A 25,997-nucleotide genomic window follows, 5' to 3' on the forward strand; every position below is an offset into this window, starting at 1 on the left:
CTCGGGAGGACCTGGACCGGGAGCCCGGTGGCAGCCGGCGGAGGGCGGGGAGCACCGTCACCGGCCGGTGCGTTTCCGGGCATCGCCCGAGGTTGCCGCCCGGGGCTTCCGGGCATCGCCCGGGGTAGTCGCCCGGGGCTTTCGCGATCGGATATGGAAGGGAACCGAAACCGATGAGGGCGGGTTCGGTCGGCCGGCGACATGGCGCATCTTGCCGCACTCGGCGGTGCCCGGGGGTGCCCGACGGCTACGCTCGATGCTGATGGACAGCCCCGTACCTCCTCGACCGGCGGAGCCGCGGCCTCGCCGCCGCGACCGTCATGGCCGTGGCATGCGCGGGCCGATCGCGCCGCCCCAGGTGCCGCTGTCGGTGACCCGCGCCGACGCCTTTGTGGATCTTGTGTACGACTCGCGGGACCGTCTGGAGCGACGGTGGCCGCAGCTCGCCCAGGTCGATTTCATGGTGGTGGAAGTGCCCGGTTTCGGTCCCGACGAGGGGCCGGGCGGGGTGGCCGACGAGGAGACCGTGCCGCTGGGGCGGGTCCTGCCGGCCGGGGGCGGACATCGGGACCGGATCGTGATCTACCGCCGGCCGGTGGAGATCCGCACGAAGAGCCGGGACGAGCGGGCGCTGCTGGTTCACGAGGTCGTGGTCGAGCAGGTCGCCGAGCTGCTGGGACTGGCTCCGGAGTCGGTGGACCCGCGCTACGGCCAGGAGTGAGCGGCGCGGGCTCCTGGGGCAGTCCGTCGGCCCCTCAGCCCCTTCAGTCCGTCAGGACCGAGAGATCCTGGCCGGCGGTGGGGACGAGGACCGAGCCGCGGTCGTCGGGCAGCGGCTGGATGGTGAAGGCGGGCACCTTGCCCTGGGGCAGGGCGAGCATCCGGGCGGCGTGCACCGGTCCGCTGCCGGCCTCGGGCTCGACGGTCAGCGCATAGCCACCCTTGAGGCCCTGGGGGCGGGGCGGGTCGATGTCCAGGGTGGTGCCGCCCTTGACCGTGTACGTCTTGCTGACCGGGGTGCCGCCGCCGCTGCCGGCCGAGGCGGTGACCTTCACCCGGGCGTCCTTGCCCTTCTCGGGAGCGACCAGGGAGAGCGTGCTGCCCTTGTCGCGGTTGTCGGCGGCGGTGGCGCGCCGCTCGACGGGGCGGGTCGCCGGGATGAACGCCATCTCCTGGTTGTCGCCGGTGCCGCGGGTGACCCGTAGCGCTGCGGTGACCGGGGCCTTGGAGGTGCCGTCCGCGGGGGTGAGCACCAGGGAGCCGGCCTCGCCCTTGGTGAGGTCCTTGAGGTCCACCGCGGTGGTCATACCGCTCTTGACGTGCAGGGTCTCCAGACCGGCGGGGGTGATCAGCCCGGTGGGGGTGGCCAGCTGGACCTTCAGGTCGGCGTCGGCGCCCCCGGGGGCGAGGGCCACCAGCCGGACGGAGGTGGCGTCCTTGGGGATGCCCGGCAGCACCGCGCCGGGGGACGGGTCGCCGGCGGCCGGCAGCCAGTCGCTGCCGAGCTTGCCGTCGACGGCCTGGACGGCGGCGCCGACCCGGCCCTCGCGGGCGGTGACGTGGAGGGTGGCGTCCGTGGTGGGAGTGGTGGTGAGGGTCGAGAGGAGGACGGGGACGTCGGTGTGCGGCGGAACGGTGATGTTCTCGCCCGCGCCGCCGCCGCTCAGCGCACCGCCCTTGCCGCGCAGTTCGAGGTCGACGACGGCCGGGGTGGAGCCCGGGTTGGTGAGGTGGACGTAGTCCTGGCGGCCGGTCTCGGTGCTGACGCCGGGGAACCAGAAGGCGGTGTCCGGGGCGGTGCAGCTCAGGCCGAGCAGGCCGCGGCCGGCGCCGGCCGCCACGGCGGTGGTCTGCTGGACGGTCCAGCCGGGGGCCAGGGCGCCGTCCGCGGCACCGACGAGGGCCGGGGCGCCGGAGCGGTCGGTGGTCGTGGTGACCGGTGTGCCGGCCTGTCGCAGGGGGACGACGGGCTTGGTGTCGCGGGGCGGGACGACGCGGCCGCCGGCCGGGTCCGCACCGCTGTCCTTGCCCTTGCCCTTGCCCTGGCTCTTGTCAGCGCCGCGGTCGCTGCCGCCGTCGTCCTTGACCGTGCCGGCGGGCAGCAGCCGGGCGGTGCCCTTCGGGGTGCCGGACCCGGCGGCCGTGCCCTTGGGGACGAAGGCGGTGTAGGCCGTCTCGCCGACCTCGGAGGAGGTGGGGGCGGGGCAGAGCAGGGCGGAGCGCTGGACGGGCAGCCGGGTGCCGGCGGCGGGGGCGGCCTCGGTGCCGCCGTCCGGGGCGGCGACGGCGGCGACACCGGTGACCGCGCCCAGTGCGACGGCCACGCCGATCAGGGACATCATCGTGCGCTTCACTGCTGGTCGCTCCCGTCACGGCGCGGCTCGGCGGCGGAGCCGGGGTACGTCGTGCCGTCGTCGTAGGGCTGGTGCTGGTGCTGGTGCGGGTGTGGGGGCTGTCCGCCGTAGCCGTACGGGTCGTAGGCGCCGGTCTGGAGGGGATCGGCGGCGTACGGGTCGGCGTACGACGGGTCGACAGGGGCCGGGTAGGGGTCGGCCTGCGGGTACTGTCCGCCGTACTGGCCCGCCTGGTAGGAGTCGGCGGGGGCGTAGGGCTGCTGCTGTTCACCGAGCGGACCGGGCTGACCCGGCTGACCGGGCTGGGCCGGACCGCCCGGCGCCGCCTGCCAGTTCGCCCAGCCGTCGTGGCTGTCCTGGCTCCCATAACTCTCGTGGCTCTCGTGGCCCGCGTGGCTCTCGTGACCCGCGTGGCTCTCGTGCGACTGCTGCTGGGGCACCGCGGCGTACGGATCGGCGTACGACGGGTCGGCGTAGGGATCGGCGTACGGATCGGCGTACGAGTCGGCGTACGGGTCGGTGGCCGCGACGATGTCCTGGGCGGGCGCCGTACCCGCCGCGGCGGCGGGCGGCTGCTCGCCGGGGGCGGCCGGGCCGGTGCCCTCGGGCGCGCCGCCCGCGGCCTCGGCCTGGGCGCGCAGCCGACGGGCCCGGCGGCCGTCGCCGGTGGTCGCGGCGGCCTGGGCGGCGGCCACGTCCTCGGGCAGGTCGTCGTCGACCTCCCGGCGGCGGCCGGGCAGGGCGAGCACCACCAGGACGACGGCGAGCAGGCCCTGGGCCGACAGCCAGAGGGTGTGGCCGAGCGGGCTCTCGTGGGTGAGGTCGAGGGTGCCGCCGTGCGCGGGGAGGGTGAAGCCCTGCGCCCAGCCGTCGACGGTGACGGGCTTCAGCGGGGTGCCGTCGAGGGTGGCCCGCCAGCCCTCGTCGGCGGCGTCGGCGAGGCGCAGCACCCGGCCGGCCGGCCCGGCGGGGAGGGTGGTGTGCGCCTCGACGGGGCCGGCCTTGACCGGGGCGGGCGCGGCGGCCTCGCCGGCGGTGGCGCCCTGCTGGGTTCCGGGCGCTTCGATCGAGACGCGGGAGACCTTGCTGTTGACCCGCCACAGGGCGCTGCCGTCGTCCTGGCTGAGCCGGGTCAGGCCGGGCGTGCTGTCCAGTACGCGGCCCATCGCGCGCGGGGCGCCGTCCCTGACCAGGACGTAGCGGATGGCGTAGCCGCCGAGCTGACGGGTCTGGTCGGCACCGGAGCCGGCCACGAGGTTCGCGACGACGGTGCCCAGCCGCTTGTCCTCGCCCGCCTCGGCGGCCAGGTCGGCGTCACCGAGCCGGGCGCCGGAGCCGCGGACGAGGGAGTAGCGGACCCGGCCGGGTGTGCCGTCGAGGACCAGGGTGCGGGCCCGGTCGGTGGAGCCGGACTCCTCGGCGACGAACGCGGGTACCTGTTCGGGGCTGCGGCGTGCCAGCGGCCCGCCCGCACCGGTGATCATCCAGCTGACCGCCGCGTACAGCGGGGCGAGCAGGCAGGCCAGCGCGATCAGCACGGCGACCGGCTGCTTCCAGCCGAAACCGAGGCTGGCCATGCGGGTCCGGATGCCCTCGGCGCCGATCGCGGCGGCGCACAGCAGCGCCAGGCCGTAGATCAGCATCGCCGGGCCGGTCCAGCCGGAGCCGTTGCCGAGCGCCGCGCACAGCAGCCCGGTCAGCGCGACGGCCCATGCAGTACGGACCGCGCGCTGCCGGGTGTCGCGCAGCGTCGCGGCGAGGGCGGCCAGGACGATGCCGAAGAGCAGGACGCCGCCGGCCGCCTCGGGGCCGCCGGGGCTGAGGCCGAGGAGGTCGAGGGCGGAGGCGGCGCCGGCGCCGAAGCCGAGCCCGGGCTCGGCGAAGAAGCGGGACGGCCGGGTCAGCAGCGACAGCGACCAGGGGGCGAGGACGAGGAGCGGGACGAGCGCCACGGCCAGGAAGCGCAGCACATGGCCGAGGAGCTGGTCACGGCCGCCGGTCCGCTGCCCTCCGCCGATCCGTCCGCCGTCGCTCTGCCACGGGCCGCCGGGTGCGCGGCCCAGGGCTCGCAGCACCAGCAGGACGGTGCCGAGCAGCACCGCGACCGGCCAGACGACCGGGGTGAAGGCCATGGTGACCGTGATCAGCAGGGTGTACGCCCAGGTGGCGCGCCAGCTGGGCCGGGTGCCGGCCGGGAGCCGCAGTCCGGCGGCGGCGATCGCGGCGCGCGCCAGCAGCGGCAGCAGGACGGCGAGCACGGCGGTGCCCAGCCGGCCGCCGGCCAGCGCGCCGGTGGCGGCGGGCAGGAAGGCGTACGCGATGCTCCCCCAGGCCCGCAGCAGCCGGGAGGCGACCAGCGGGCGGGAGGCGAAGTAGGCGGTGAGGCCGGCCAGCGGGACGGAGCAGACCAGGAGCAGGGTGACGGTGAGACCGGTGGAGCCGAGGAGGACGCTCGACACCAGGGCGACGAGGGCCAGGTAGGGGGGCGCCGGGGCGGTGCTGCCGACGCCGACCGTGTGCCAGCTGTCGAGGTACGCCGACCACAGGTCGGAGGCGGTGCCGGGCGCGGGCAGCAGCGCGCCGCCGGCCAGCGCGCCGGAGCCGAGGAGTCCGCGGCAGGCGATCAGGGAGACCAGCAGCAGGACGGCGAAGAGCACCGGTGCGGGTTTGCGGGCGATCCGCTTGAGCCGGGCGAACTGCTCGATCTGCAGGTAGTCGGCGTCGTCGCCGCCGGGTCCGGACTCGACGGCGCCGTGCCGGCCGGCCGAGGCCACGTCGGGTGCCGCGCGCCCGGCGAGGTTGCCGGCGACCTGCTCGACGGTGGCCCGTACGGTGGCGCCGGGCGGCGGGAAGAGCGGCCGCAGTTCACCGGCGGGGACGGCGGGCCGGCCCCGGCGTTTGCGTGCCGCGAGGAGGGTGCCGGGCCGCAGCAGGGTGCCGAGGAGCCCGGCGAGTTCGTCGAGGGCCTGGCCGGGGGCCTTGCCGACGAGGTAGGCGAGGACCCGCAGGACGGTGCCGAGCAGCAGCCGCAGCAGGACGTACGGCAGGAGCGCGCCACGGGTGTTGGTGAGCAGGGTGTAGGCGGCGCCGGCCTTGTCGACGCGGTGCGGGTTGGCCCGGGTCCGGCCGACGCAGTCGATGGGGCGGCGCTCGCGGGCGGCGGCCTCGGCGTGCCGCAGGACGGCGTCCGGGGCGACCAGGACCTGGTGGCCGGCGGCCTGGGCGCGCCAGCACAGGTCGACGTCGTCCCGCATCAACGGGAGCCGGCGGTCGAAGCCGCCCAACTCCTCGTAGACGTCGCGGCGGATGAGCATGCCGGCGCTGGAGACCGAGAGCACCGGGCGCACCTGGTCGTGCTGGCCCTGGTCCTGTTCGCGGCGGTCCAGGCCGGTCCAACGGCGGCCGCTGCGGGCGATGCTGACTCCGGTTTCGAGCAGCTGGCGGCGGTCGTACCAGCTGCGCAGCTTGGGGCCGACGATGGCGGTGGCTGGGCTGGCGTCGGCGACCCGCAGCAGTTCGGCGAGCGCGTCCGGCGCGGGTGCGCAGTCGTCGTGCAGCAGCCACAGCCACTGGACCGGTTCGCCGTGCGGCAACTCCGGCATGTCGTAGGTCTCGTCGCGCCAGGTGCGGCTGACCGGGTCCCAGCCGCTGGGGCGGCGCAGGTACGGCAGCTCGTCGGGGGTCAGGACGGGGGCGGTGCGGACGGCCTCGTCGACGGCGGTGCCGAATCCGGAGCGGCGGGCGAGGTGCAGTACCCGCTGCTCGCCGAGGGCTTCGCCGAGAAGCTGGGCGGAGTTGTCCGCGCTGCCGGTGTCGGCTCCGACGGCGTTCTGCACCGGGCGTTCCTGGCCGAGCAGGCCGGAGAGCGCGTCGGGCAGCCAGCGGGCGCCGTCGTGGGAGACGATCACGGCGGTGACGACATGCCGCGGGAACTCTGGGGTGGCGGCTTCATAGGAGGCGGCGTGGGCCGCCGACTGGCTGTGCACGGACATCGAGGTACGGGCCCTCCGGACCCGGGAGTTCGGGACCCGCGGCGAAGCCTCCGCCACGCCTGAACGGCGCGGGGGGACCCCCATACGGCACCCGCCCCCGGAAGACACTGCGACGGACTACGAGGTGACGCGCGCGCCTCGCGGGGCGGCGGCACATCTCGGACGGGGCCCCACACTAATGGTTCGCGCCGGGGCCCCGGCCGGGTCCGCAGACAGCAGTCCGCCTCCGGCGGCCGGGGCCGCGGGAGGCGGAGGGTTCCTTATCGGTGGATATGGGGAGTTGGGGGGCTGCGGCGGCGTGGTCCGTGAGGCCGCGCGCCGTCGGTCCGGACGGCTGCCTGATCATCGTCAGACGGCGGCCTTCTTGAGCCGGCGCCGCTCGCGCTCGGACAGACCGCCCCAGATACCGAAGCGCTCGTCGTTGGCGAGCGCGTATTCGAGGCATTCGGACCGGACTTCGCAGGCGAGGCAGACCTTCTTGGCCTCGCGGGTGGAGCCACCCTTCTCCGGGAAGAAGGACTCGGGGTCGGTCTGGGCGCACAGTGCGCGCTCCTGCCAGCCGAGCTCCTCGTCCGCCTCCTCGACCAGCAATTCCTGGAACAGCTCGGTCATGTGCGCCCCTCGTCTGTCTTTACGTCCCCGTGATCAAGCCGTGATCGATTTCGGCTGAACGACACGAGTGAAATTACAAGTGTGGTGATCCGGGCCAGTCAAGCCGAGATCTGCTATTGAGCCTCTTATTCACTCGGCGGAACCAAGCGGTTGCGAAAAGTGTTCAAATCAGTAAAAACCAGGACACTTTCCCGGGCGCACCGCTCGGCACGTCCGCGTCGTCAAGAAAGACGCGATCGGGCGGCGCGCGCGTTGCACCCCGCGCGCCGAAGCGGGGAAGATCACAGTCGGATCACAGGACCGCAACGGCGTTTGGAAGCGCGGTTGCCGGTCGACTTCTCCGCCGCCGGTACTGCACAAACCTTTCGCCGGACGGAGTAACCGGATGAGGTGAAAGATTCACGGCAAACCAGACATCCGGTTGACATCGCGCCGGGAACCCGGTCTCCTTGACCGCATGCCAGCCACCGCCGCGTCCCGCCCGACCCGCATCCACGGGTCGCTCGGCGCCGCGCGGAACCGCTGTCGCTGTTCCGGCTGTTTCCGCTGTTGTAGCCACTGAGCTCCAGCTTCTCCGCTCGCACCACCCCGCAGAGCCCACCGCTCCTGCCCGGCGACCACTCTGCCGCGCCCCCCACAGGGAGAGCCGGCGTCGTGCCGCCCTCCCCAGCTCCCCCTCCCCAGCTGACGCCGGGCGGTCCCCCAGCCCGTCACACCCAGCACTTCCGCCGAGGAACCCGAAACCGATGAACAGCGACGTCCAGATCGCCGGCGACCCCCTCGCCCTCCCCCATCTGCTGCCGCCCGTCCCCGCCCACCCGCACACCGTCGCCGGCTTCGCCGGTCTGGCCCGGTCGATCGCCGCCGACCGCGCCGCCTGGGCCCCGCTCGTCCGGTACGACGCCACCACCCGCTGGTACCACCGGCTGCGCACCGTCCCGGCCCGGCCGGGCGAGGCCCCGCCCGGCTACGAGGTGTGGCTGCTGAGCTGGGTGCCCGGCCAGGGCAGCGGCCGGCACGACCACGGCGCGTCCGCCGGCGTACTGACCGTCCTGGAAGGCGAGTTGACCGAGCACGGCGGGACGACGACCGGCCCTCGGACGCTCACCGCCGGCGCCCAGCGGGTGTTCGCCCCCGGATACGTCCACGAGATCGTCAACGACTCCCTCAGGCCGGCGGTCAGCCTGCACATCTACTCCCCCGGCCTGACCGACATGCCGATGCACCCCCGGTCTCCGCTCCGTTCGGCCGGGGAGACCCCCATCGGCCGGGACACCACTGCCGGAACCGCGGCCACCGCCCCCGAGATCCTCGCCCCCTGACAGTCTTTGAGATCCTTGGGCCATGCGAATCGTGGTTCTGGCCGGCGGTATCGGCGGCGCCCGCTTTCTGCGGGGACTGAAGGCAGCGGCTCCGGACGCGGACGTCACCGTCATCGGCAACACCGGCGACGACATCCATCTGTTCGGCCTCAAGGTGTGTCCCGACCTCGACACCGTGATGTACACCCTCGGCGGCGGTATCAACGAGGAACAGGGCTGGGGCCGGACCGACGAGACCTTCCGGGTCAAGGAGGAGCTGGCCGCCTACGGCGTCGGCCCCGAGTGGTTCGGCCTCGGCGACCGGGACTTCGCCACGCACATCGTCCGTACGCAGATGCTGGGCGCCGGCTATCCGCTCAGCGCGGTGACCGAGGCGCTGTGCGACCGCTGGCAGCCGGGCGTGCGGCTGATCCCGATGACCGACGACCGGGTCGAGACCCACGTGGCCATCGAGGAGGACGGCGAACAGCGGGCGGTGCACTTCCAGGAGTACTGGGTGCGGCTGCGCGCCTCGGTGGACGCGAAGGCCGTGGTGCCGGTCGGTGCCGAGCAGGCCGCACCCGCGCCCGGCGTCCTGGAGGCCATCGCGGCCGCCGACGTGATCCTCTTCCCGCCGTCCAACCCCGTCGTCAGCGTCGGCACCATCCTCGCCGTCCCCGGGATCCGCGAGGCCATCGCCAAGGCCGCGGCACCGGTCGTGGGCCTCTCCCCCATCGTCGGTGACGCGCCGGTGCGCGGGATGGCCGACAAGGTGCTGGCCGCGGTCGGCGTGGAGGCCACGGCCTCGGCGGTGGCCACGCACTACGGGGCGGAGCTGCTGGGCGGCTGGCTGGTCGACACCGTGGACGCGGACCGGGTGCCCGATGTCGAGGCCGCCGGGATCCGCTGCCGCGCCGTGCCGCTGATGATGACGGACCTGGACGCCACGGCCGCGATGGCACGCGAGGCCCTGGCCCTGGCAGAGGAGGTACGGGCATGAGCGGTACGGGCGCGAGCGGCGCGGACAGGGGACGTACGGGCGCGAGCGGTACGGGCGCGGGGGCTACGGCTACCGGCCTGCCCGACGCCGCCGGGACGCCCGCGTACCGGGTGTGGGCACTGCCGGGGATCCCCGAGGTACGGCCCGGCGACGACCTGGTCAAGCTGATCACGGCCGCGGCGACCACCGACGGGAAGCCCCAACTCGCCGACGGGGACGTACTGTTGGTGACCTCGAAGATCGTCAGCAAGGCCGAGGGGCGGGTGGTCGAGGCCGACGACCGGGAGGCGGCCATCGACGCGGAGGCCGTACGGGTGGTGGCCCGCCGCGGATCGCTGCGGATCGTGCAGAACCGGCAGGGCCTGGTGATGGCGGCGGCCGGCGTCGACGCCTCCAACACCCCTGCCGGCACAGTGCTGTTGCTGCCGGAGGACCCGGACGCCTCGGCCCGCGCCCTGCGTGCCGGGCTGCGCGAGGCGCTGGGCGTCGAGGTCGGGGTCGTCATCAGTGACACCTTCGGGCGGCCGTGGCGCAGCGGCCTCACCGATGTCGCGATCGGCGCGGCCGGGGTGCGGGTGCTGGACGACCTCCGCGGCGGCACGGACGCGTACGGCAATCCGCTCAGCGCGACGGTGGTGGCCACCGCGGACGAGCTGGCCGCGGCCGGCGACCTGGTGAAGGGCAAGGCGACCGGGCTGCCGGTCGCCGTGGTGCGCGGACTGCCGCACGTCGTCACGGCGGGGGCGGCGGACGACGGGGACGGGGCGCGGGCGCTGGTGCGGTCCCCGGAGGGCGACATGTTCCGGCTGGGCACCTCGGAGGCCGTACGGGAGGCGGTGACGCTGCGGCGTACGGTGCGCACCTTCACGGACCACCCGGTCGACCCGGGGGCCGTCCGGCGGGCCGTGGCGGCGGCCCTCACCGCCCCGGCGCCGCACCACACCACACCGTGGCGGTTCGTCCTCCTGGAGTCGGCGGAGTCCCGGACGCGGCTGCTGGACGCGATGCGGGACGCCTGGATCGCGGATCTGCGCGCCGACGGGAAGTCCGAGGAGTCCATCGCCCGGCGGATCCGGCGCGGCGACGTGCTGCGGAACGCGCCGTACCTGGCCGTGCCGTGCATGGTGACGGACGGCGCGCACACCTACCCCGACGCACGGCGGAACGCGGCGGAACGGGAGATGTTCGTGGTCGCGCACGGCGCCGGGATCCAGAACTTCCTGGTGGCGCTGGCGGGCGAACGGCTCGGCTCCGCCTGGATCTCCTCGACGATGTTCTGCCGGGACGTCGTACGGGATGCCCTCGCTCTGCCCGACGACTGGGAGCCGATGGGCGCGGTCGCGATCGGCCGGCCGGCCGAGGCACCGAAGGAACGGCCCGCGCGGGACGGCGCGGACTTCGTGGTGGTGCGCTGAGGCGTCCGAGCCGAGTCAGGGCCGTCAGAGACGCGTCAGGGCCCTCAGAGTCGGGTCGGGGCCGTCAGAGACGGGCGATGTCTCCCACCGGAAATCTCGGCGCCCGGCGTGGCGGGGTGATGCCGGACAGCAGGATCAGCCGGGCGGCGCGGTGGCGCTGGCCGTCGTAGGGGGCGAGGAGTTCGAGCATCTGCTCGTCGGTGGTGCCGCGGCGGCCGGTGAGGGCGTATCCGATGATCTTCGGCAGGTGGAGATCCCCGACGGTGATCGCGTCGGGGGCGCCGAGGGTGCGCTGCAGCGTCTCGGCGGCGGTCCACGGGCCGATACCCGGTATCGCCGTCAGCCGGCGGGTGGCGGCCGCGAGGTCCATCCGCGCGGCCTCCTCCATCCGGCGGGCGGCCCGCACCGCGCGCAGGATCGCGGCGGAGCGCTTGGCGTCCACGCCGGCGCGATGCCACTCCCACGAGGGGATCAGTGCCCAGCCGCGCGGATCCGGCATCACCCGCATCCGCTCCCAGGGGCCGGGGCCGGAGGGCCCCGCGGAGGGCCCCGCGGAGGGCCCCGCGGAGGGCCCCGGGGCGGGCTCGCCGTGGCGCCACAGCAGGAGCCGCCAGGCCCGGTAGGCCTCGTCGCTGGTGACCTTCTGCTCCAGGATCGCGGGGATCAGCGACTCCAGGACCAGACCGGTCCGGGCGAGCCGTACACCGGGGTGGCGGCGGCGCGCGTCCCGGACGATGCGGTGCCGGGCGGTGAGCTGCTCCGGATCGTCGGACTCCCCCAGCAGGTCGGGCAGCTGCGCCAGCAGCCAGTCGGCGCCCGGCCCCCAGGCCTCGGCCTCGACCCGGCCGGCGGCCGGGCGGGCCGTGAGGCGCAGCGTGCCCGGCCCCTCGGGTGTGCGGGAGCACCGCCACACCTCGTCGCCGCGCACCACGCACGCGGGGTCGCCCGGGCCGCGCCGCAGCACACTCAGCGTGCGGTGGAGGTCGTACGGGCCGGACGGGACCCAGGCGCGGGCGGGCATGCGGCCAGGTTAGGCGATCGGGGGACGGGGGCGGGGGAGAGAACCGGGGGGAGAACGGGGGGAGAGAACTACGCGTCCGAGGAGAAGCGGATCGATCCTGCTGGGATCTCGGCGTCGCACCAGATGCGGATGCCGTCGCGCAGCTCGTTGTCCGCGCCGACCCGGGCGCCGTCACCGATGACCGCGCCCTCCAGGACCGTACGGGCTCCGATGCGGGCCCCGGCGCCGATCAGCGAGTCGCGGATCCGGGCGCCGTCCTCGACGACCGCGCCTTCCAGGACGGCGCTGCCGTCGATCCGGGCGCCGGCGCCGATGGAGGCGCGCGCGCCGACGACGGTGCCGCCGCCGAGCTTGGCGTCCGGGGCGACCTCGGCGGAGTCCAGGACCAGGCGCTCGCCGCAGCGGCCGGGCACCGCCGGGGACGGGGCGCGGCCCAGGACCAGGTCGGCGGAGCCGCGGACGAAGGCCTGCGGAGTGCCGAGGTCGAGCCAGTAGGTGGAGTCGACCATGCCCTGGAGGTGGGCACCGTCGGCGAGCAGCCCCGGGAAGGTCTCGCGTTCGACGGAGACCGGGCGGCCGGCCGGGATGGTGTCGATGACCGAGCGGTTGAAGACGTACGCCCCGGCGTTGACCTGGTCGGTGACGATCTCCTCGGGGGTCTGCGGCTTCTCCAGGAAGGCGGTGACCCGGCCGGTGCCGTCCGTGGGCACCAGGCCGAAGGCGCGCGGGTCCTCGACCCGGGTCAGGTGGAGGGAGACGTCGGCACCGGAAGTGCGGTGGGTGTCGACCAGGGCCCGGATGTCCAGGCCGGTGAGGATGTCGCCATTGAAGATCAGCACCGGCTCGCCGGGGGCGGAGTGCAGCCGCTCCGCGACGTTGCGGATGGCGCCGCCGGTGCCCAGCGGCTCCTCCTCGGTCACGTACTCAAGATGCAGGCCGAGCGCCGACCCGTCACCGAAGTACGGCTCGAAGACCTCGGCGAGGTAGGAGGTGGCCAGGACGATGTGCTCGACGCCGGCGGCCCGGGCGCGGGCCAGCTGGTGGGTGAGGAACGGAACGCCGGCCGCCGGGACCATCGGCTTGGGCGTGCGCATCGTCAGCGGACGCAGCCGGGTGCCTTTGCCGCCGACCAGGAGGATCGCTTCAGTCACCTTGTCTTCTCTGCTTCCTGCTGGGGTCGGCCGGTCGGCGGACCAGTGTAGGCAGACGACTCGGCGGGAAATGCCTAGACCCCGCGTCCGACGTCAGCCGAGAAGCCGGGCGTCGGTCGGAAGCCGGTTCATCGGCGGCCCTGCAGCTGGGCGGCGGTGAGGCGGGCGGCGGCCAGCTTGCTGTAGAGGTGGGCGCCGGGGCAGTCGGTGGTGAAGCCGTCGCGATGGCCGGAGAGGGTGTTCATCCGCACCTTGGCGCCCTTGGGGTAGCGGTTGCTGCCGGAGGACAGCAGCTGGATCTTGGCGCGCGGGTCGACGCCGTAGAGGCCGAGCTTCCAGGACGTCAGGCGCGAGATGGCGTCGATGGCCGGCTTGGGCGGCTCGGATTCGGTGAAGGTGCCGAGGACGGCGATTCCGGTGCTCGCGTCGTTGAAGCCGAGGGTGTGCGCGCCCATCACGGGCTTGGCGACGCCGCCGGCGCGGCCTTCGTAGACCGTTCCGCACTTGTCGACGAGGAAGTTGTAGCCGATGTCCCGCCAGTGGTTGCTCTTGACGTGGAAGCGGTACATCGCGCGGATCAGCGAAGGCGCCTGTGCGCAGGTGTAGTTGTTGCCGGATCCGCTGTGGTGGACGAAGGCGGCGCGCACGGTCTTGTTGTAGAGGAAGGTCTTCTCGCGGAGCTTCTCGTCGGCGCCCCAGCCGGCCCGGGTGATGATCCGCGGGCGCGGTCCGACGGCGGTCCGGTCCGGGTGGCTGCCGCCGACGGCGGCGAGGTCGGCCTGGGCGGCGGCCCGGTCGGCGGCCGGGATCTCGGTGGCGCCGAGCGGGACGAACTTGCTGTTGGCGGCGGAGGACGCAGTGGCCTCGGGGCCGAGCGGAACCGGCGGGTCGGTGCGCGCGCCGCGGTCCGTATTGCGATCCGTGCTGCCGTCCGCACCCGGCCGGTGGCCGGGGTCGACGAGTTCCAGCCGGAGCCCGCGGGGGACGGCGACCGGGCCGCGATGGCCGGGCTCGGGGGTGATGCGCAGCTGCACGGCGTCGGAGTCGCCGACCCACAGGGGCGCGGTGCTGCCCCGTACGGCGCTGTCGCGGCGCTCGGCGGCGCCGGGGTCGGGGGCGTCGTCGTTGTGGGCCTGGACGTCCTGCCAGCCGGACCAGACGTGGCTGCCGGTGGCACGGGTGCGGACCTGGACCCGGGCCCCCAGCTCGGCGCGGGCGTCGTCCCAGACGACGCCCAGCAGCGAGAACGGCCGTACGGTGCGGGGCGGCAGGCCGAGCGCCCGCGGGGTGGGCGCGCTCGCGGTGTCGCGGTCGGTGGACTGCGGGAGGGGCGCGTCGAGGGCGGGCACCAGCAGGGACTGGGTGCTGCCCGGCAGTTCGCCGGTGCGTTCCGGGTCAGCGCCCTCGGGGCCGGTGCGCTCCGGGTCCGGGACCGGCGGACGGGCGACGGGCCCAGCACCGGTCCTGGTCCTGGCACTGGTCCTGGTCCCGGCACTGGTCCTGGTCCTGGTCCTGGTCACGTTCGTACTGGTCCTGGTCACGTTCCCGTTCGCGGTCCCGGTCACGGTGCCGGTACCGATCACAGTGCCGGTGCCGGTGCCGGGAACTGCGACGGCGGCGGCATCCGGCGCGGAGGGCAGGGCGATGGCGGCGCTGCACGCCGCGCCGAGACAGCTCGCGAGGAAGGGGCGCATGGCAGCATCGTGAACACGGCCGACGGGAACCCGCCAACGCGGACCTGACGGGGCATCCGCCGATCCGGTGTCCCGGGGCTGCCGTGCCCGACCCTCCGTCAGCCGCCGCCCCGCGTACCCTTGCCGCGATGAACGCCACCGATCGCACCCCCGCCGACCTGCTGAGTTCCGCGCTCGCCGCGGACCCGGCCCGCCCGCTGGTGACCTTCTACGACGACGCCACCGGTGAGCGTGTGGAACTGTCCGTCGCCACCTTCGCCAATTGGGTGGCCAAGACCGCCAACTACCTCCAGGGTGATCTGGCCGCCGAGCCCGGTGACCGGCTGGCCCTGCTGCTGCCCGCGCACTGGCAGACCGCCGTCTGGCTGCTGGCCTGTTCCTCGGTGGGCGTGGTCGCGGAGGTGGACGGCGATCCGGCCGCCGCGGATCTGGTCGTCGCGGGGCCCGACCGGCTCGACGCCGCCCGGGCCTGCTCCGGGGAGCGGGTGGCGCTGGCGCTGCGCCCGATGGGCGGCCGGTTCCCGCAGCCGCCGGAGGGCTTCGCGGACTACGCCGTGGAGGTTCCCGGCCAGGGCGACCGGTTCGCGCCGTTCGCTCCGGTGGACCCGGGTGCGCCGGCGCTGGCCGTCGGTGGCGAGGAGCTGACCGGTGCCGGGATCGTGGCCCGTGCGCTGGCCGACGCGGGCGCGGCCGGGCTGCCGGAGGCGCCCCGGGTGCTGTCGGGGCTGCCGTTCGGCACCTGGCAGGGCCTGTCCTACGGGCTGTACGCGCCGCTGGCGTCCGGTGGGTCGGTCGTGCTCTGCCGGCACGCGGACCAGCTGGGCGCCGAGGCCGCGGCGGACCGCGAGACCAGCGAGAAGATCACGTTCCGGGCGCCGGCAGCGGTCTGAGGCGTCTGAGGCGGCGCCCCGGCCCCAGGGTTCCCCCAGGGCAGGTGCCGGAAGTCCCGTCTGCCTCTCCCCGCCATGGTCCGCCGGGCGGACGAGCCGGAGCGCTCCCGGCAGGACGGTGTGCCGGTTTCGGGCCATGCTCGGGGGATGACCGATACGCCCGAGCCGCCCCGGTTCACCGGCTGGGCCGAGCGCCCCGCCAGGGGGGCGGGGACGGACCGGCCGGGGTCACCGCGCCGGCGGCGATGGCGGCGGTGGCGGCGAGGGCACTGGGTGGCCTTCGGGACGGCCGGTGCGCTGCTGGCCGGCGCCGGCGGCCTCGGCTGGGCGCTGTACGCCGAGCTGAACGGCAACATCCGTATCGACAGCGCCATCGAGCGGGAGCTCCGCAAGTGGGAGTCGGAGCGGCCGCCGGGGGGCCCGCCGAACGCCGAGAACCTGCTGCTGATCGGGTCCGACAGCCGCCAGGGCGGCAACCGCCGGTACGGCAGCGCCGCAGGCCGACGCGCGGACACCACGATGCTGCTGCACCTGGCGGCGGACCGGCAGAGCGCCACCGCGGTCAGCATTCCGCGCGACCTGATGGTGCGGGTGCCGCAGTGCGAGCGCTCCGACGGGCAGCAGACCGAGCCCCAGACGGCCCAGTTCAACTGGTCGTTCGCGTTCGGCGGGGCGGCCTGCTCGATCCGTACGGTCGAGCAGATGACCGCGGTCCGCGTCGACCACTACCTCCTCATCGACTTCGTCGGCTTCACGAAGATGGTGGACGCGGTGGACGGGGTCGAGGTCTGTCTGCCGCGGGCGGTCCGTGACGACGCGGCGCGGCTGCGGCTGCCCGCGGGGCGGCAGACGCTGAACGGGGAGGACGCCCTGGCATATGTCCGGGCACGGGAGGGTCTGGGTGACGGCAGCGACACCCAGCGCATGGAGCGACAGCAGCGATTTCTTGGTGCTCTGGTGAAGAAAGTGCAGAGTAATGGTGTCCTGCTCAATCCGGCCCGGCTGTATCCGGTCCTGGAGGCCGCGACGAGTTCGCTGACGACGGATCCCGGGCTCGCGTCGCTGAGAGGACTGTACGAATTGGTGCGCAGTACGCGCCGCATTCCCACCGACCGGGTGCAGTTCCTGACCGTTCCACGCCGGGAGTACCGCTACGATCCCAATCGCGACGAACTCGTACAGCCGGACGCCGACCGGCTCTTCGGGCAGCTGCGCAAGGATCTTCCCGTGACGGTGGAGCCGGGGCGCGACGCCGGGGAGGAGCCGTCCCGCGGCGGCAGCGGATCGGCCGGCGAGGTCTCGCGGGGCACGCCGGAAGACACCTCGCCGCCGTCACCGTCGGCGTCACCGTCGGCGAGTTCCGGCCCGACCTTTCCGGGGACGACGGCGGAACACGGCATCTGCGAATAAAGATGCCGCAAAGGACGCTTGGCGACTCGAATGGATTGGGCGGATTGCCCAGGTGTAGGGAAGTGGAATTTGTCACGCGCGTCGCGGGGCGCTGAACTGGGCGGATAGTGTGAGCGATCCGGCCGCGCAGTTGGCTGGCCGATGACCATGCACTATTGACATGTACGCACGATCGACCTACCGAGCGCCTTGAGGGGATGGCGCCGCGTGGCACCGACGGAGGACTTCAGGCACCGTGGACGCGCAAGGCCGTGGGCGCGCGGGCGACGACAACGTCGATCCCGCCGATCAGTGGGTGTTCGACCCGAACACCGGCAGCTACCAGCTGCGGCTCGACCCCGCCGGTCAAGGCCCCGGCCGGCCCGCCGGACGCGGGACTCCCGGCTCCGGACGCACCACGCACCACCCCGGCGGCGAGACGGGCGACACCGACACCCGGCCGCTGCCGGTCCAGCGCCGCCGCCGGACCGAGCCGCCCGAGGGCGACGGCGGCGAGCGGCGGCAGCCCGAGGGTGACGGCGACGAGCGGCGGCAGCCCGAGGGTGACGGCGACGAGCGGACCGGGGACGGCGACGGCGAGCGCCGCGCCACCGGCGGCCGGGCCGCGCGCCGGACGGCCGGGAACCGCGGCGCGGCGTCCTCCTCGACGGGCGGTCCGACGCGCCGGCGCAAGCCCAAGCCGAAGGCGTCCGGCAAGAAGAAGGCGCTGTACTGGACGGCCGGTGTGGTGGGCTTCGTCCTCGTCGCCGGCTGCGGCGGCGCCTTCTACCTCTACCAGCAGCTGAACGGCAACATCAGCAAGGTCGACGTCGGCGTGGAGAACCCCGCGGTGTCCGACGGCCCGGTGAACCTGCTGATCATCGGGACGGACGCCCGCACCGGCAAGGGCAACTCGGGCTACGGCGACGCCGAGAGCGTCGGGCACGCGGACACCACGATCCTGATGCACATCTCCAAGGACCGGTCGAACGCCACCGCGCTGAGCATCCCGCGCGACCTGATCACCGACATCCCGGACTGCCCCACGACGCAGAAGGACGGCTCGAAGAAGGTCATCCCCGGTCAGCGGGGGGTGCGGTTCAACACCAGCCTGGGCCAGGAGGAGCGGGACCCCGGCTGCACCTGGCGCACCGTCGAGAAGCTCACCGGCCTGAAGATCGACCACTTCATGATGGCCGACTTCAACGCGGTCAAGGACCTGACCGAGGCGGTGGACGGGGTCGAGGTCTGTGCCGCCAAGGACATCGACGACCCCAAGTCGCATCTGAAGCTCAAGGCCGGCCGGCACACCGTCAAGGGCGAGCAGGCGCTGGCGTTCGTCCGTACCCGGCACGCCGTCGGCTTCGGCAGCGACCTGGACCGGATCAAGATGCAGCAGCAGTTCCTCAGTTCGCTGATCCGGAAGCTGAAGTCGGACGCCTTCTCCAGCCCCGGCAAGCTCTACGACGTCAGCCAGGCGGCGACCAAGGCGCTCACCGTCGACACCGGTATCGACACCGCGAAGAAGCTGCTGGACTTCGGCTCCGACCTCAAGCGGGTCAACCTCGACAAGGTCACCTTCGCCACGGTGCCGGTGCTGGACAACCCCAATGACAAGGCCACCGTCATCCTGGACAAGGCCAAGGCCGACCCGCTGTTCGCGATGGTCCGGGCCGACCACACCCTGGCCAAGGGTGAGAAGAAGCAGGAGAAGGAGAAGGACAAGGACTCCGGGCCGGCGAAGAAGGCCCCGGCGGCGCTCGTACGGGTCGATGTCACCAACGGCGGCGGGCCGATCGGCTCGGCCCAGATGACCGTGGACTGGCTGCAGAACACCAAGGGCGCCCGGCTCTCCACCAACGCCGGCAACGCCCCCGAGAAACTCGCCGCCACCCGCCTCGAATACGCGCCCAACCAGGCCGACCAGGCCGCGACACTGACCGACTGGATGGGCCTGCCCAAGAGCGCGCTGAAGAAGTCCGCGCAGGACGCCGGCGCCCGCGTACCGATGAAGCTCGTCCTCGGCAAGGACTTCACGGCACCGGGCACGCCCGTCACGGCGCCGACCGAAACCCCGGACGGGGTACAGAACGTCAACGCGGATGACAAGAACATCTGCGCCAAGTAACCATCCGCACGCAGCAACCATCTGCGCGCAGTAACCATCTGCATCGGTGATCCGAGCGGGACCCGGCCGCTTGCCCAGGCGCCGCCGACCGCAGCACCGAACTGAACGTGAACTGAACCTGACGGGGAGAGAGCCCAATGCCGCAGAGCAGTGTGCGTGGTGACCGGCCGAAACGGCGGAACCGGCCGGACGCACAGCAACTGGGCTGGGACGACAGCCTCTACGACACCGAGGGCGCCGACAGCAGAGGCGGCGAGGGCGGCGAGGACGGCGGAGACAGCAAGGACACCAAGAACACCCACGACACCAAGAGCAGCAGGGGAACCAAGGCCGGCAAGGGCACCAAGGGCGGCAAAGGCCGCAAGGCGCTGCGCTGGTCCGCGATCACCCTCGCCGTCCTCATAGTGGGCACGGCCGGCGCCGGTTACTGGTACTACGAGCACCTCAACGCGAACCTCCAGAAGGCCCCGCGCTCCCTGGGCGGCGGCGGTCTGAAGAAGCCCGACCCCAACGCCTTCGGCCAGACTCCACTCAACATCCTGCTGCTCGGCTCGGACGGCCGGAACAGCGAGAAGAACATCGAGCTGGGCGGCGCCCGGCAGGACGCGGACCGCAAGCCGCTGGCCGACGTCCAGATGCTGGTGCACGTCTCCGCCGACCGCAGCAACATGTCGGTGATCTCCATCCCCCGGGACACCCGGGTGACGATCCCCCAGTGCACCGACCCGAAGACCGGCGAGGTCTATCCGCAGACCACCGAGTCCATCAACGAGTCCCTCCAGCACGGCGGTCCGGGCTGTACCGTCGCCACCTGGCAGGAGCTGACCGGCATCTACATCGACCACTTCATGATGGTCGACTTCGCCGGTGTGGTGTCCATGGCCGACGCCATCGGCGGCGTCCCCGTCTGCGTCGACCGGAACGTCTACTCGCACGACAGCAAGGGCCACGGCAGCGGCCTGAAGCTCACCAAGGGCACCCACCCGGTCAAGGGGGTCCAGGCGCTGCAGTGGCTGCGGACCCGTTACGGCTTCGAGGACAACACCGACATCGGCCGGGCCAAGGCCCAGCACATGTACATGAACTCGATGGTCCGCCAGCTGAAGAAGGACGCCAAGCTCACCAACCCCGGCGAACTGCGCGCCCTCGCGGAGGCCGCGACCAGCGCACTCACCGTGGACGACGGCCTCGGCACCGTGAAGAAGCTCTTCGACCTGGGCGGTGACCTCAGCCGGGTGCCGACCGGGCGCATCACGATGGTCACCATGCCGTGGGTGTACAGCTCCGGCGAGGAGTACGTCCTGCCCAAGCCGGGCGAGGCGGACCAGACCTTCGCGATGCTGCGCAACGACACCGCGCTGGACGGCAAGGACAAGACGAAGAAGCCCGCCCCCGACCCCAAGCCATCAACCCCCAAGGAAAATCTGAAGGTTGTGGTGCAGAACGGCACCGACAGCAGGGTGACCGGCCCGGTGTCCGGCCGCGCCTCCGCCGTCCAGCAGCGCCTGGCGGGCCTCGGCTACACCGCAGCCGCCACCGACACGTCGCTCACCAGCCAGGCGGACACCACCCTCACGTACCACGGCAAGGACCGGCGGGGCGACGCCCTGACCCTCGCCAAAGCCCTCGGCCTCCCCAACAGCGCAGTAAGGGAGTCCAGTTCGGCCACCTCGATGCGCCTGGTGATCGGCAACGACTGGCGCGACGGCACGACGTACCCGAAGCAGCCCAGCGACGACAAGCCCGCCCGCAAGGCCCCGGACAGCGCCGACGCCCTCAACGGCGAGGACACCAAGGCCTGCATGAAGGTGAACCCGCAGTACTCGTTCTGACCAGCAAACGGTCGGCGGGCCATGCCGCCGTGCGCGCCTGCAGATGACTCGGCCTGAGGGCTCGGCGCAACCACCGGGGCGGGCACTGCCAGCGCGTCCGGCGACTGCAGCTACATCTGGGGCGTAAAGCGGAAATCTGACGCCGTCGACACCCTCGTCCACACTATCGACCTCAAAGCGGGACCTGCCGCGGAGTGCGGGACGGTGGCGCGGGTAAAGAGTGGAACACAGTTTGACGCCTGGTGCTGGGTCACCAACTCCTACGGAAGGCAGTGGATCTGGGGGAGATGAGGGGCACCGGGGCCGGTGGCTGGGTGTACTTCGCTGACCGGCACAAGGGCCCGGGCGCGGAGCGCCACTGTTAGTACTGCAACCGCATCTGGGGTGACGATCAACGGCGCCTGATGTTGATGTGACTGTGCGCTGATGTGCTGACGGTCGACCAGGTTGCGTCGTGGCCCAAGGCGCTCCGTCCCCTAGGGGATCTATTCGACCGTCCCCTAGGAGCCCAGAGGCAGGCGGCAGCCGACGCCCCGCGGCTGATGAAGGCTACGGGGCGTCGATAGTGTGCGGATGCGGTTGCTACACGGGACGGAGGTTCCATCGGTGGCCGTCGGTGAGGTGCCATACGGAGACGTGGCCGTCGGGCTCGCGTACGTATCCGAACTGGTCCTGTCCGGGGCGGCCGGCGTCGTTCCACCACTTCCACGCCGCCTCGGCCTGCTGCCAGATTCCCGGCGATCCGCCGTACGTCATGGTGTCGAGCCAGTCGCCGGCTAGGGGCACGCGTGCCCATGAACCGTTGGACTGCTGGAGCTGGAGAGACATGGTGCCGGTGGTTTCGTCGGAGTGGTACACGAGCTCGGCGCCGGGCAGATGGAACGCCAGCAGCAGGCGGAACGGGTAGTGCGCCCGGATGTCTGCCGCCGTGACGGTGGTGCGGTGAGTGCCTGCCTCGTCCGCGTACGGGACGCGCTCGCACCGCGGGTAGGTCCGGGCGTCGCCGCGGGCGGCCATGAATCGGCCGCCGGTGGCGGTGAACTGCCCGTAGGCGCGGTGCTCGGCGTCGACCGTGAGGCGTACGAGGCCGCCCTCGATCCCGAGGTCGACGTCGGCGACGACCAGGCCGCCGGCGGTGTCCGTTGTCGACGGCGAGGTCTTCCAGCATTCCGGCCATTAGGCTCGGCAGGGTGCTGGACGACGTGGGGATGCCGGTCCATGCGGTCTCGTCGACCTGCTCGGCGGTGTCCGGGTCGAGGGCGGTGACCAGGGTGGTGTCTCGGTAGACGCGTGCGAGACGGCCTTCGTGGGCGATGTGCCGCATGCGCCATACGGCGATGCCTTGGTCGTTGGTCTCCTGCTCGTACCAGCGCGGTACGAACACGTGCCGGGGGACGGCGCCGAATGCTTCGGCCCATTCCGGCGTCCGGATCGCGCCGGCCTTGGTCAGTTCCTCGACCATCGCCGCCGCGTGCGGGCGGGCGATGTCCGTGCCTTCGCGCTGGTGGCGTAAATCTCGGCGGCGAACAGGTGTTTCCCCATGACCGTGAGGCGTACCTCGTACGCCTTGCTCACCCAAGCTTGGAACAGGTGGGCCGTGGCCTCGATGCCGCGTAGGTCGGCGAGGTCGTGCTCGGTGATGCGCCGGGTGTAGACGGTCTTGAGCTCGTTGCCCTCGATGAATACCGGTGAGGCCACGGGTTTGCAGATGACCGGGCCGGGGATGTCGGCGGCGAATGCCCGTACTTCTTCCGGGCTGTTGGTGATCAGGGTCGGTGGGATGGAGAGACCGGCCTCACGCGCTGCGGCGAGTTGGACGGGTTTATACTCGGCGTGCGACATGGCTGACGGGTGGTTGACCCATCGGCAGTCGAGGGCTGTGAGGATGCCGCCGAAACCGGCGCGCGCTTGTGCTGCGGCGAACCGGCGCTCGGGCTCGGACATGTCCGTGGAGAGACGGAACGGGTTGGGTGCGCGGAAGTAGCAGGCGACGACGTCGAGGAGGTCGAGCGTGCGGTGTGAGGTGGTCACTTCGCCCGCCCAGCTGTGGGGGCCGATGCGTCCGACGAGAGTGGCCTCTTGCGGGAAGTCCGCGGCATCCATGCGGAACACCTTCGCGCCTCGATCGCTCAGCGTCTTCACGACGCGATCTGTCGGCCAGTCTTCGCGGGCGGCGATGACGAGGACGGTAGCTACGGCCGTCAGTCCTTCGGTCCCTCGTCGAGGGGCGGAGGGTTGGTGACGTTACCGTCCGGGACGGTCGGGTTGTGCGTCTGCATGAACGGCAGCAGATCGCTGTCGACGCCTACGGAGACTTGCAGTTCCTCGTCGTAGAGGGCGGCGGGGAGGGGCTTCGCCTGGGTGGCGTCCGGTGTCTGGGCGTAGCGCAGGATCCACGGGCGGGTGGCCGGTCCGGACGGCTGCTCGGCGCTGTGCGGGATGCGCCCGCCGTCGGGCGTCAGGGGGAACGCTTCACGCGGATGCGCCAGGGTGCTCATGGGCGATCTCCTTTGATCGGTTCCAACTCGGCCGGTGCAGGTGGTGCACCGCTGCCAACCCTCCGCAGAGTGGAGGTTGCGCGGGCGGGGCGGCCGGAAGGTGTGCCACGGTGGCCCCGCCCGGGTCTTATGTCATGGACGGGGCGCCGCCCGCCGTTGGGTCGGTCAGGGCGGCGTCGAAGTACTGGAACGCCGAGACCTCGTAGACGCCGTGCCGTGTGGCCCCCGCGTGCTTGAGGCACCACGTCTGCGCATCGTCGGCGTCCGGGGTGTCCACCGAGTGCTGCCCGCAGATCAGGCACTTACCGAGGTGCCGCGCGGCCATGCCCGGCACGGCCGAGAGCTTCCATTTCAGGAACCGGTACCGCGCCCTCATGCTGTGGCCTCCGGGCGGTTCGGGATGCTGGTGTCCGCCGCCTGCATGGCCTCGATGCACTCGTTGAGGCCGCGCAGCATCTCCGCCAGTTCCTCCTCGGTCAGCTCTTCCATCCACGCGGTACGGGCCTTGACTTCCGCCCGCTTGTGGTCAAGGTGCCGGTACAGCGCCCGGTACCTGACGTGCCGGTTCCAGAATTCCTCGACCCGGGAGCGCATCCGCGACCAGGCGCCCGCGCTCATGGCCGTGCCGCCTTCAAGGTGCGCGGGTGAGGGTGGCGGCGTAGCTCGACGTTGCAGTCGATCACCTTAGATTTGTCCCCGGCGGTGTACGCCTCGGCGCGCTGCCGGGCCAGAGCCCCGCAGACGTCGCACCCGGCAACCGGTACCGGCTCCGGTACCGGCAGGGGGTCTTTCAGGTGGGCGGGGCGACAGTTGCGGGGCATCAGGCCGTCACCTCCACCCCGTGAATCCGACGCGGCCCGGCGTCGACGCCGTGCACGGCCAGCCACAGCGCCTGGCGCCGCTGACGCTGCGCCCGCCGCTCCCGCCGCTCCTCCGGCGTGAGGACGTACGGGCGGATCAGCGCCGTGTCCTCACCCCGCAGCAGCTCCTGCTGCCGGACCGGCACACGGGTGTGTACGAGCGTCGGCGCGTCCGCGCACCCCCCGGTGAGCAGTCCGCCGGGGGACCGGTGACGCCCGCGCGCGGGCAGTAACAGCCGCAACAGCGATTCGAAGATCGTTCGGATAGTGTGGGGCATGCTTTCAACCTCCATGCGGTTGAGGCCACGCCCCCGGACGTTCGCCGCTCCAGCAACGTCGCGGGGGTCTTCGTGCGTGGCCGGTCCTCTTCAGAACAGGTCGCTGCTGACGCGTTCCGCTCACAACGGAAGCGTGGGCAGGACCGCTTGACTGCTGCGATGGCGCGAGTCCCGTGCTGGCACTGGGGTCTGTCTCAGCACTTCGCGCTGCTTCCCGTGCCGGATGAACGGTAGGCAGCGCAGAGGACGAAGAACTACGAGCCCGATCAGAGCTGCTGGAGCCGTCGCGCCTTCGCTCAGTCAGAGTGCACCTCCGAGAGCGTAACTCGCAAGTTTGGAACCGAAGTTGGCAAAGAGAAGAATTTCTGTTCTATCGACTTGAGAACCAGGGCGATGCCAAACTGCACCCGGGCCGTCATATGCGCACCTTGGAGGTATCAAAAAGCACCATGCCGAATGTTCGAGCAGTGCCAACTCTCCGCCGGCGCCGACTCGGTGAAGCTCTGCGCAAGTACCGCAACAACGCGAAGCTGAGCCTGGGCAGCGCCGCTACGGCGATGGGCTGGGAAGAGAGCAAGCTGTCCCGCATCGAAAACGCCAAAGCGCGCATGCGTCCGCAGGACGTCGAGACGCTGCTGAAGGTGTACGACGTGACGGACGCCGATGTCGTCGCGGCGCTGGAGGGTCTGGCCAAGGACGCCGGGAAACAGGGCTGGTGGCAGGGGTACGGCGACGTCGTAGCCCTCGCCTACAAGGACTATCTCACCCTGGAGACCGACGCGGAGGGCGTCCACATCTACACACCGGGCCTGATCCCCGGTCTGTTGCAGACCGGCGCGTATGCACGGGAGATCATCTCCGCGATGGCCCTCACCCGTACGCCGGAGGAGGTGATCGCCCTTGCGGAGGTCCGCAAAACACGCCAAGCCATTCTCACCAGGCCGTCCGCACCAGTGAAGCTCTGGGCGGTCATCCACGAAGCTGGGCTGTACCAGCGCTCCGCCTCGCAGTCGTCCCTCATGCGGGAGCAGCTTCGGCACCTGCTCGACATGGCGGATTTGCCGAATATTACCATCCAGGTCATGCCGCTGGCCTCCACTCCACACCCCGGGATGCTCGGGATCTTCCAGGTGGTGCGCTTCCAGCGCCCATGGCCCACTGTGGTCCTCCTCGAAAACATCCGTGGCGGCTACTTCGTCGAGGGCCACGACGACGTGAAGGTCTTCGAGACCGCATTCGACCGCGTGGTTGCCGCAGCACTTTCCGTGGACGACTCACGGGAGATCATTAAGAACATCATGGAAAGGAACGGGAAGTGAGCAATTCCCACCACAAGGACGACCTGTACGCCATCGACTTGAGCGGGGCCACCTGGCGGAAATCGCCGTTCAGCGATGGCGGCGAGAACTGCGTCGAGATCACCGAACTTCCCGGCGGTGGCGTCGCGGTCCGCGATTCCAAGAACCCGGAGAGGGGCGCTCTCCGCTACACCCCCGAGGAATGGCACGCGTTCCGGCAGGGCCTGATCGACGGCCTCCTGTAGCCCTCGACAAGGACCTGCATGGCCCGGCGCTGGCCTTCC

Annotated in this window: 22 protein-coding genes; 10 read left to right on the forward strand and 12 right to left on the reverse strand. The window is 72.3% G+C overall.

The window, feature by feature from the left end; translation table 11 throughout:
- The first annotated feature begins 262 nt into the window (after positions 1-262).
- On the forward strand, positions 263-721 hold the full coding sequence (locus AZE13_RS18695; RefSeq protein WP_181690379.1) for a metallopeptidase family protein: 459 nt from the start codon (positions 263-265) through the stop codon (positions 719-721).
- Between the two features lie 43 nt (positions 722-764).
- Here AZE13_RS18695 and AZE13_RS18700 read toward each other — a convergent pair whose 3' ends face one another.
- From AZE13_RS18700 to AZE13_RS18710, 3 genes are all read right to left on the reverse strand, one after another.
- Positions 765-2,354, reverse strand: coding sequence for a DUF5719 family protein (locus AZE13_RS18700; RefSeq protein WP_066932827.1), 1,590 nt, complete (start codon positions 2,352-2,354; stop codon positions 765-767).
- Complete coding sequence (locus AZE13_RS18705) at positions 2,351-6,346, reverse strand: glycosyltransferase family 2 protein (RefSeq protein ID WP_066932829.1); 3,996 nt, start codon at positions 6,344-6,346, stop codon at positions 2,351-2,353. The genes AZE13_RS18700 and AZE13_RS18705 overlap by 4 nt, the downstream gene beginning before the upstream one ends.
- Before the next feature lie 348 nt (positions 6,347-6,694).
- Positions 6,695-6,958, reverse strand: a complete 264-nt coding sequence (locus tag AZE13_RS18710; RefSeq protein WP_003983763.1) for a WhiB family transcriptional regulator — start codon at positions 6,956-6,958, stop codon at positions 6,695-6,697.
- Positions 6,959-7,704: 746 nt separating this feature from the next.
- Here AZE13_RS18710 and AZE13_RS18715 point away from each other — a divergent pair.
- Genes AZE13_RS18715 through AZE13_RS18725 form a run of 3 tightly spaced genes read left to right on the forward strand, consistent with a single transcriptional unit; the run spans position 7,705 to position 10,674 of the window.
- Positions 7,705-8,280, forward strand: a complete 576-nt coding sequence (locus AZE13_RS18715) for a cysteine dioxygenase (protein ID WP_066932831.1) — start codon at positions 7,705-7,707, stop codon at positions 8,278-8,280.
- Between the two features lie 22 nt (positions 8,281-8,302).
- The gene (gene cofD, locus AZE13_RS18720; RefSeq protein WP_066932832.1) at positions 8,303-9,259 is read left to right on the forward strand and encodes a 2-phospho-L-lactate transferase; all 957 of its coding nucleotides are present in this window, start codon (positions 8,303-8,305) and stop codon (positions 9,257-9,259) included.
- A complete protein-coding gene (locus AZE13_RS18725; protein ID WP_079124136.1) occupies positions 9,256-10,674 on the forward strand; it encodes a coenzyme F420-0:L-glutamate ligase in 1,419 nt (472 codons plus the stop codon). The genes cofD and AZE13_RS18725 overlap by 4 nt, the downstream gene beginning before the upstream one ends.
- Positions 10,675-10,738: 64 nt before the next feature.
- Here AZE13_RS18725 and AZE13_RS18730 read toward each other — a convergent pair whose 3' ends face one another.
- The 3 genes from AZE13_RS18730 to AZE13_RS18740 form a co-directional block, all read right to left on the reverse strand.
- Positions 10,739-11,695 (reverse strand): DNA-3-methyladenine glycosylase family protein, encoded by a 957-nt coding sequence (locus tag AZE13_RS18730; protein ID WP_066932834.1) that lies wholly within the window; start codon positions 11,693-11,695, stop codon positions 10,739-10,741.
- A gap of 68 nt (positions 11,696-11,763) precedes the next feature.
- A complete protein-coding gene (locus AZE13_RS18735; protein WP_066932836.1) occupies positions 11,764-12,846 on the reverse strand; it encodes an NDP-sugar synthase in 1,083 nt (360 codons plus the stop codon).
- A 128-nt stretch (positions 12,847-12,974) separates the two neighbouring features.
- Positions 12,975-14,540 (reverse strand): peptidoglycan recognition protein, encoded by a 1,566-nt coding sequence (locus AZE13_RS18740; RefSeq protein ID WP_066932839.1) that lies wholly within the window; start codon positions 14,538-14,540, stop codon positions 12,975-12,977.
- 128 nt (positions 14,541-14,668) lie between these two features.
- Between AZE13_RS18740 and AZE13_RS18745 the strand changes: the two genes are divergently transcribed.
- From AZE13_RS18745 to AZE13_RS18760, 4 genes are all read left to right on the forward strand, one after another.
- Positions 14,669-15,430, forward strand: a complete 762-nt coding sequence (locus AZE13_RS18745) for a TIGR03089 family protein (protein WP_066932842.1) — start codon at positions 14,669-14,671, stop codon at positions 15,428-15,430.
- 147 nt (positions 15,431-15,577) lie between these two features.
- Positions 15,578-16,840, forward strand: coding sequence for an LCP family protein (locus AZE13_RS18750; protein WP_066932844.1), 1,263 nt, complete (start codon positions 15,578-15,580; stop codon positions 16,838-16,840).
- A gap of 235 nt (positions 16,841-17,075) precedes the next feature.
- Positions 17,076-18,947: an LCP family protein gene (locus tag AZE13_RS18755; protein ID WP_066932847.1), complete on the forward strand. Its 1,872-nt coding sequence runs from the start codon at positions 17,076-17,078 to the stop codon at positions 18,945-18,947.
- A gap of 137 nt (positions 18,948-19,084) precedes the next feature.
- Positions 19,085-20,779, forward strand: coding sequence for an LCP family protein (locus AZE13_RS18760; RefSeq protein ID WP_066932850.1), 1,695 nt, complete (start codon positions 19,085-19,087; stop codon positions 20,777-20,779).
- A gap of 582 nt (positions 20,780-21,361) precedes the next feature.
- On the opposite strand, the gene AZE13_RS38195 is transcribed toward AZE13_RS18760, so the two are convergent.
- From AZE13_RS38195 to AZE13_RS18790, 6 genes are all read right to left on the reverse strand, one after another.
- Complete coding sequence (locus tag AZE13_RS38195; RefSeq protein ID WP_258527863.1) at positions 21,362-21,796, reverse strand: hypothetical protein; 435 nt, start codon at positions 21,794-21,796, stop codon at positions 21,362-21,364.
- A gap of 429 nt (positions 21,797-22,225) precedes the next feature.
- Positions 22,226-22,984: an MvdC/MvdD family ATP grasp protein gene (locus tag AZE13_RS18770; RefSeq protein ID WP_398780176.1), complete on the reverse strand. Its 759-nt coding sequence runs from the start codon at positions 22,982-22,984 to the stop codon at positions 22,226-22,228.
- On the reverse strand, positions 22,981-23,277 hold the full coding sequence (gene tgmA / locus AZE13_RS18775) for a putative ATP-grasp-modified RiPP (protein ID WP_066932857.1): 297 nt from the start codon (positions 23,275-23,277) through the stop codon (positions 22,981-22,983). The genes AZE13_RS18770 and tgmA overlap by 4 nt, the downstream gene beginning before the upstream one ends.
- A 127-nt stretch (positions 23,278-23,404) precedes the next feature.
- A complete protein-coding gene (locus AZE13_RS18780; protein WP_066932860.1) occupies positions 23,405-23,653 on the reverse strand; it encodes a hypothetical protein in 249 nt (82 codons plus the stop codon).
- Positions 23,650-23,895 (reverse strand): hypothetical protein, encoded by a 246-nt coding sequence (locus tag AZE13_RS18785; protein ID WP_079124137.1) that lies wholly within the window; start codon positions 23,893-23,895, stop codon positions 23,650-23,652. The genes AZE13_RS18780 and AZE13_RS18785 overlap by 4 nt, the downstream gene beginning before the upstream one ends.
- A gap of 202 nt (positions 23,896-24,097) precedes the next feature.
- Positions 24,098-24,415 (reverse strand): hypothetical protein, encoded by a 318-nt coding sequence (locus AZE13_RS18790; protein WP_147264681.1) that lies wholly within the window; start codon positions 24,413-24,415, stop codon positions 24,098-24,100.
- Between the two features lie 449 nt (positions 24,416-24,864).
- Between AZE13_RS18790 and AZE13_RS18795 the strand changes: the two genes are divergently transcribed.
- Together AZE13_RS18795 and AZE13_RS18800 are read left to right on the forward strand one after the other, a co-directional pair.
- Positions 24,865-25,734 carry a helix-turn-helix domain-containing protein gene (locus AZE13_RS18795; protein ID WP_066932869.1) on the forward strand — a complete coding sequence of 290 codons (870 nt, stop codon included), beginning with the start codon at positions 24,865-24,867 and terminating at the stop codon, positions 25,732-25,734.
- Positions 25,731-25,958, forward strand: a complete 228-nt coding sequence (locus AZE13_RS18800) for a DUF397 domain-containing protein (protein ID WP_066932872.1) — start codon at positions 25,731-25,733, stop codon at positions 25,956-25,958. Before AZE13_RS18795 ends, AZE13_RS18800 begins: the two co-directional genes overlap by 4 nt.
- Positions 25,959-25,997 lie beyond the last annotated feature (39 nt).

Source organism: Streptomyces sp. NBRC 110611, from assembly GCF_001590865.1.
Taxonomy (GTDB): domain Bacteria; phylum Actinomycetota; class Actinomycetes; order Streptomycetales; family Streptomycetaceae; genus Streptomyces.

Bases quoted from the DNA above. Each gene is read 5' to 3' on its own strand.
- AZE13_RS18695 (WP_181690379.1), top strand. From the start codon at position 263: ATGGACAGCCCCGTACCTCCTCGACCGGCGGAGCCGCGGCCTCGCCGC.
- AZE13_RS18705 (WP_066932829.1), bottom strand. From the start codon at position 6,346: ATGTCCGTGCACAGCCAGTCGGCGGCCCACGCCGCCTCCTATGAAGCC.
- AZE13_RS18710 (WP_003983763.1), bottom strand. From the start codon at position 6,958: ATGACCGAGCTGTTCCAGGAATTGCTGGTCGAGGAGGCGGACGAGGAG.
- AZE13_RS18715 (WP_066932831.1), top strand. From the start codon at position 7,705: ATGAACAGCGACGTCCAGATCGCCGGCGACCCCCTCGCCCTCCCCCAT.
- cofD (WP_066932832.1), top strand. From the start codon at position 8,303: ATGCGAATCGTGGTTCTGGCCGGCGGTATCGGCGGCGCCCGCTTTCTG.
- AZE13_RS18725 (WP_079124136.1), top strand. From the start codon at position 9,256: ATGAGCGGTACGGGCGCGAGCGGCGCGGACAGGGGACGTACGGGCGCG.
- AZE13_RS18730 (WP_066932834.1), bottom strand. From the start codon at position 11,695: ATGCCCGCCCGCGCCTGGGTCCCGTCCGGCCCGTACGACCTCCACCGC.
- AZE13_RS18740 (WP_066932839.1), bottom strand. From the start codon at position 14,540: ATGCGCCCCTTCCTCGCGAGCTGTCTCGGCGCGGCGTGCAGCGCCGCC.
- AZE13_RS18745 (WP_066932842.1), top strand. From the start codon at position 14,669: ATGAACGCCACCGATCGCACCCCCGCCGACCTGCTGAGTTCCGCGCTC.
- AZE13_RS18750 (WP_066932844.1), top strand. From the start codon at position 15,578: ATGACCGATACGCCCGAGCCGCCCCGGTTCACCGGCTGGGCCGAGCGC.
- AZE13_RS18760 (WP_066932850.1), top strand. From the start codon at position 19,085: ATGCCGCAGAGCAGTGTGCGTGGTGACCGGCCGAAACGGCGGAACCGG.
- AZE13_RS38195 (WP_258527863.1), bottom strand. From the start codon at position 21,796: ATGGCCGCCCGCGGCGACGCCCGGACCTACCCGCGGTGCGAGCGCGTC.
- tgmA (WP_066932857.1), bottom strand. From the start codon at position 23,277: ATGAGCACCCTGGCGCATCCGCGTGAAGCGTTCCCCCTGACGCCCGAC.
- AZE13_RS18780 (WP_066932860.1), bottom strand. From the start codon at position 23,653: ATGAGGGCGCGGTACCGGTTCCTGAAATGGAAGCTCTCGGCCGTGCCG.
- AZE13_RS18785 (WP_079124137.1), bottom strand. From the start codon at position 23,895: ATGAGCGCGGGCGCCTGGTCGCGGATGCGCTCCCGGGTCGAGGAATTC.
- AZE13_RS18790 (WP_147264681.1), bottom strand. From the start codon at position 24,415: ATGCCCCACACTATCCGAACGATCTTCGAATCGCTGTTGCGGCTGTTA.
- AZE13_RS18795 (WP_066932869.1), top strand. From the start codon at position 24,865: ATGCCGAATGTTCGAGCAGTGCCAACTCTCCGCCGGCGCCGACTCGGT.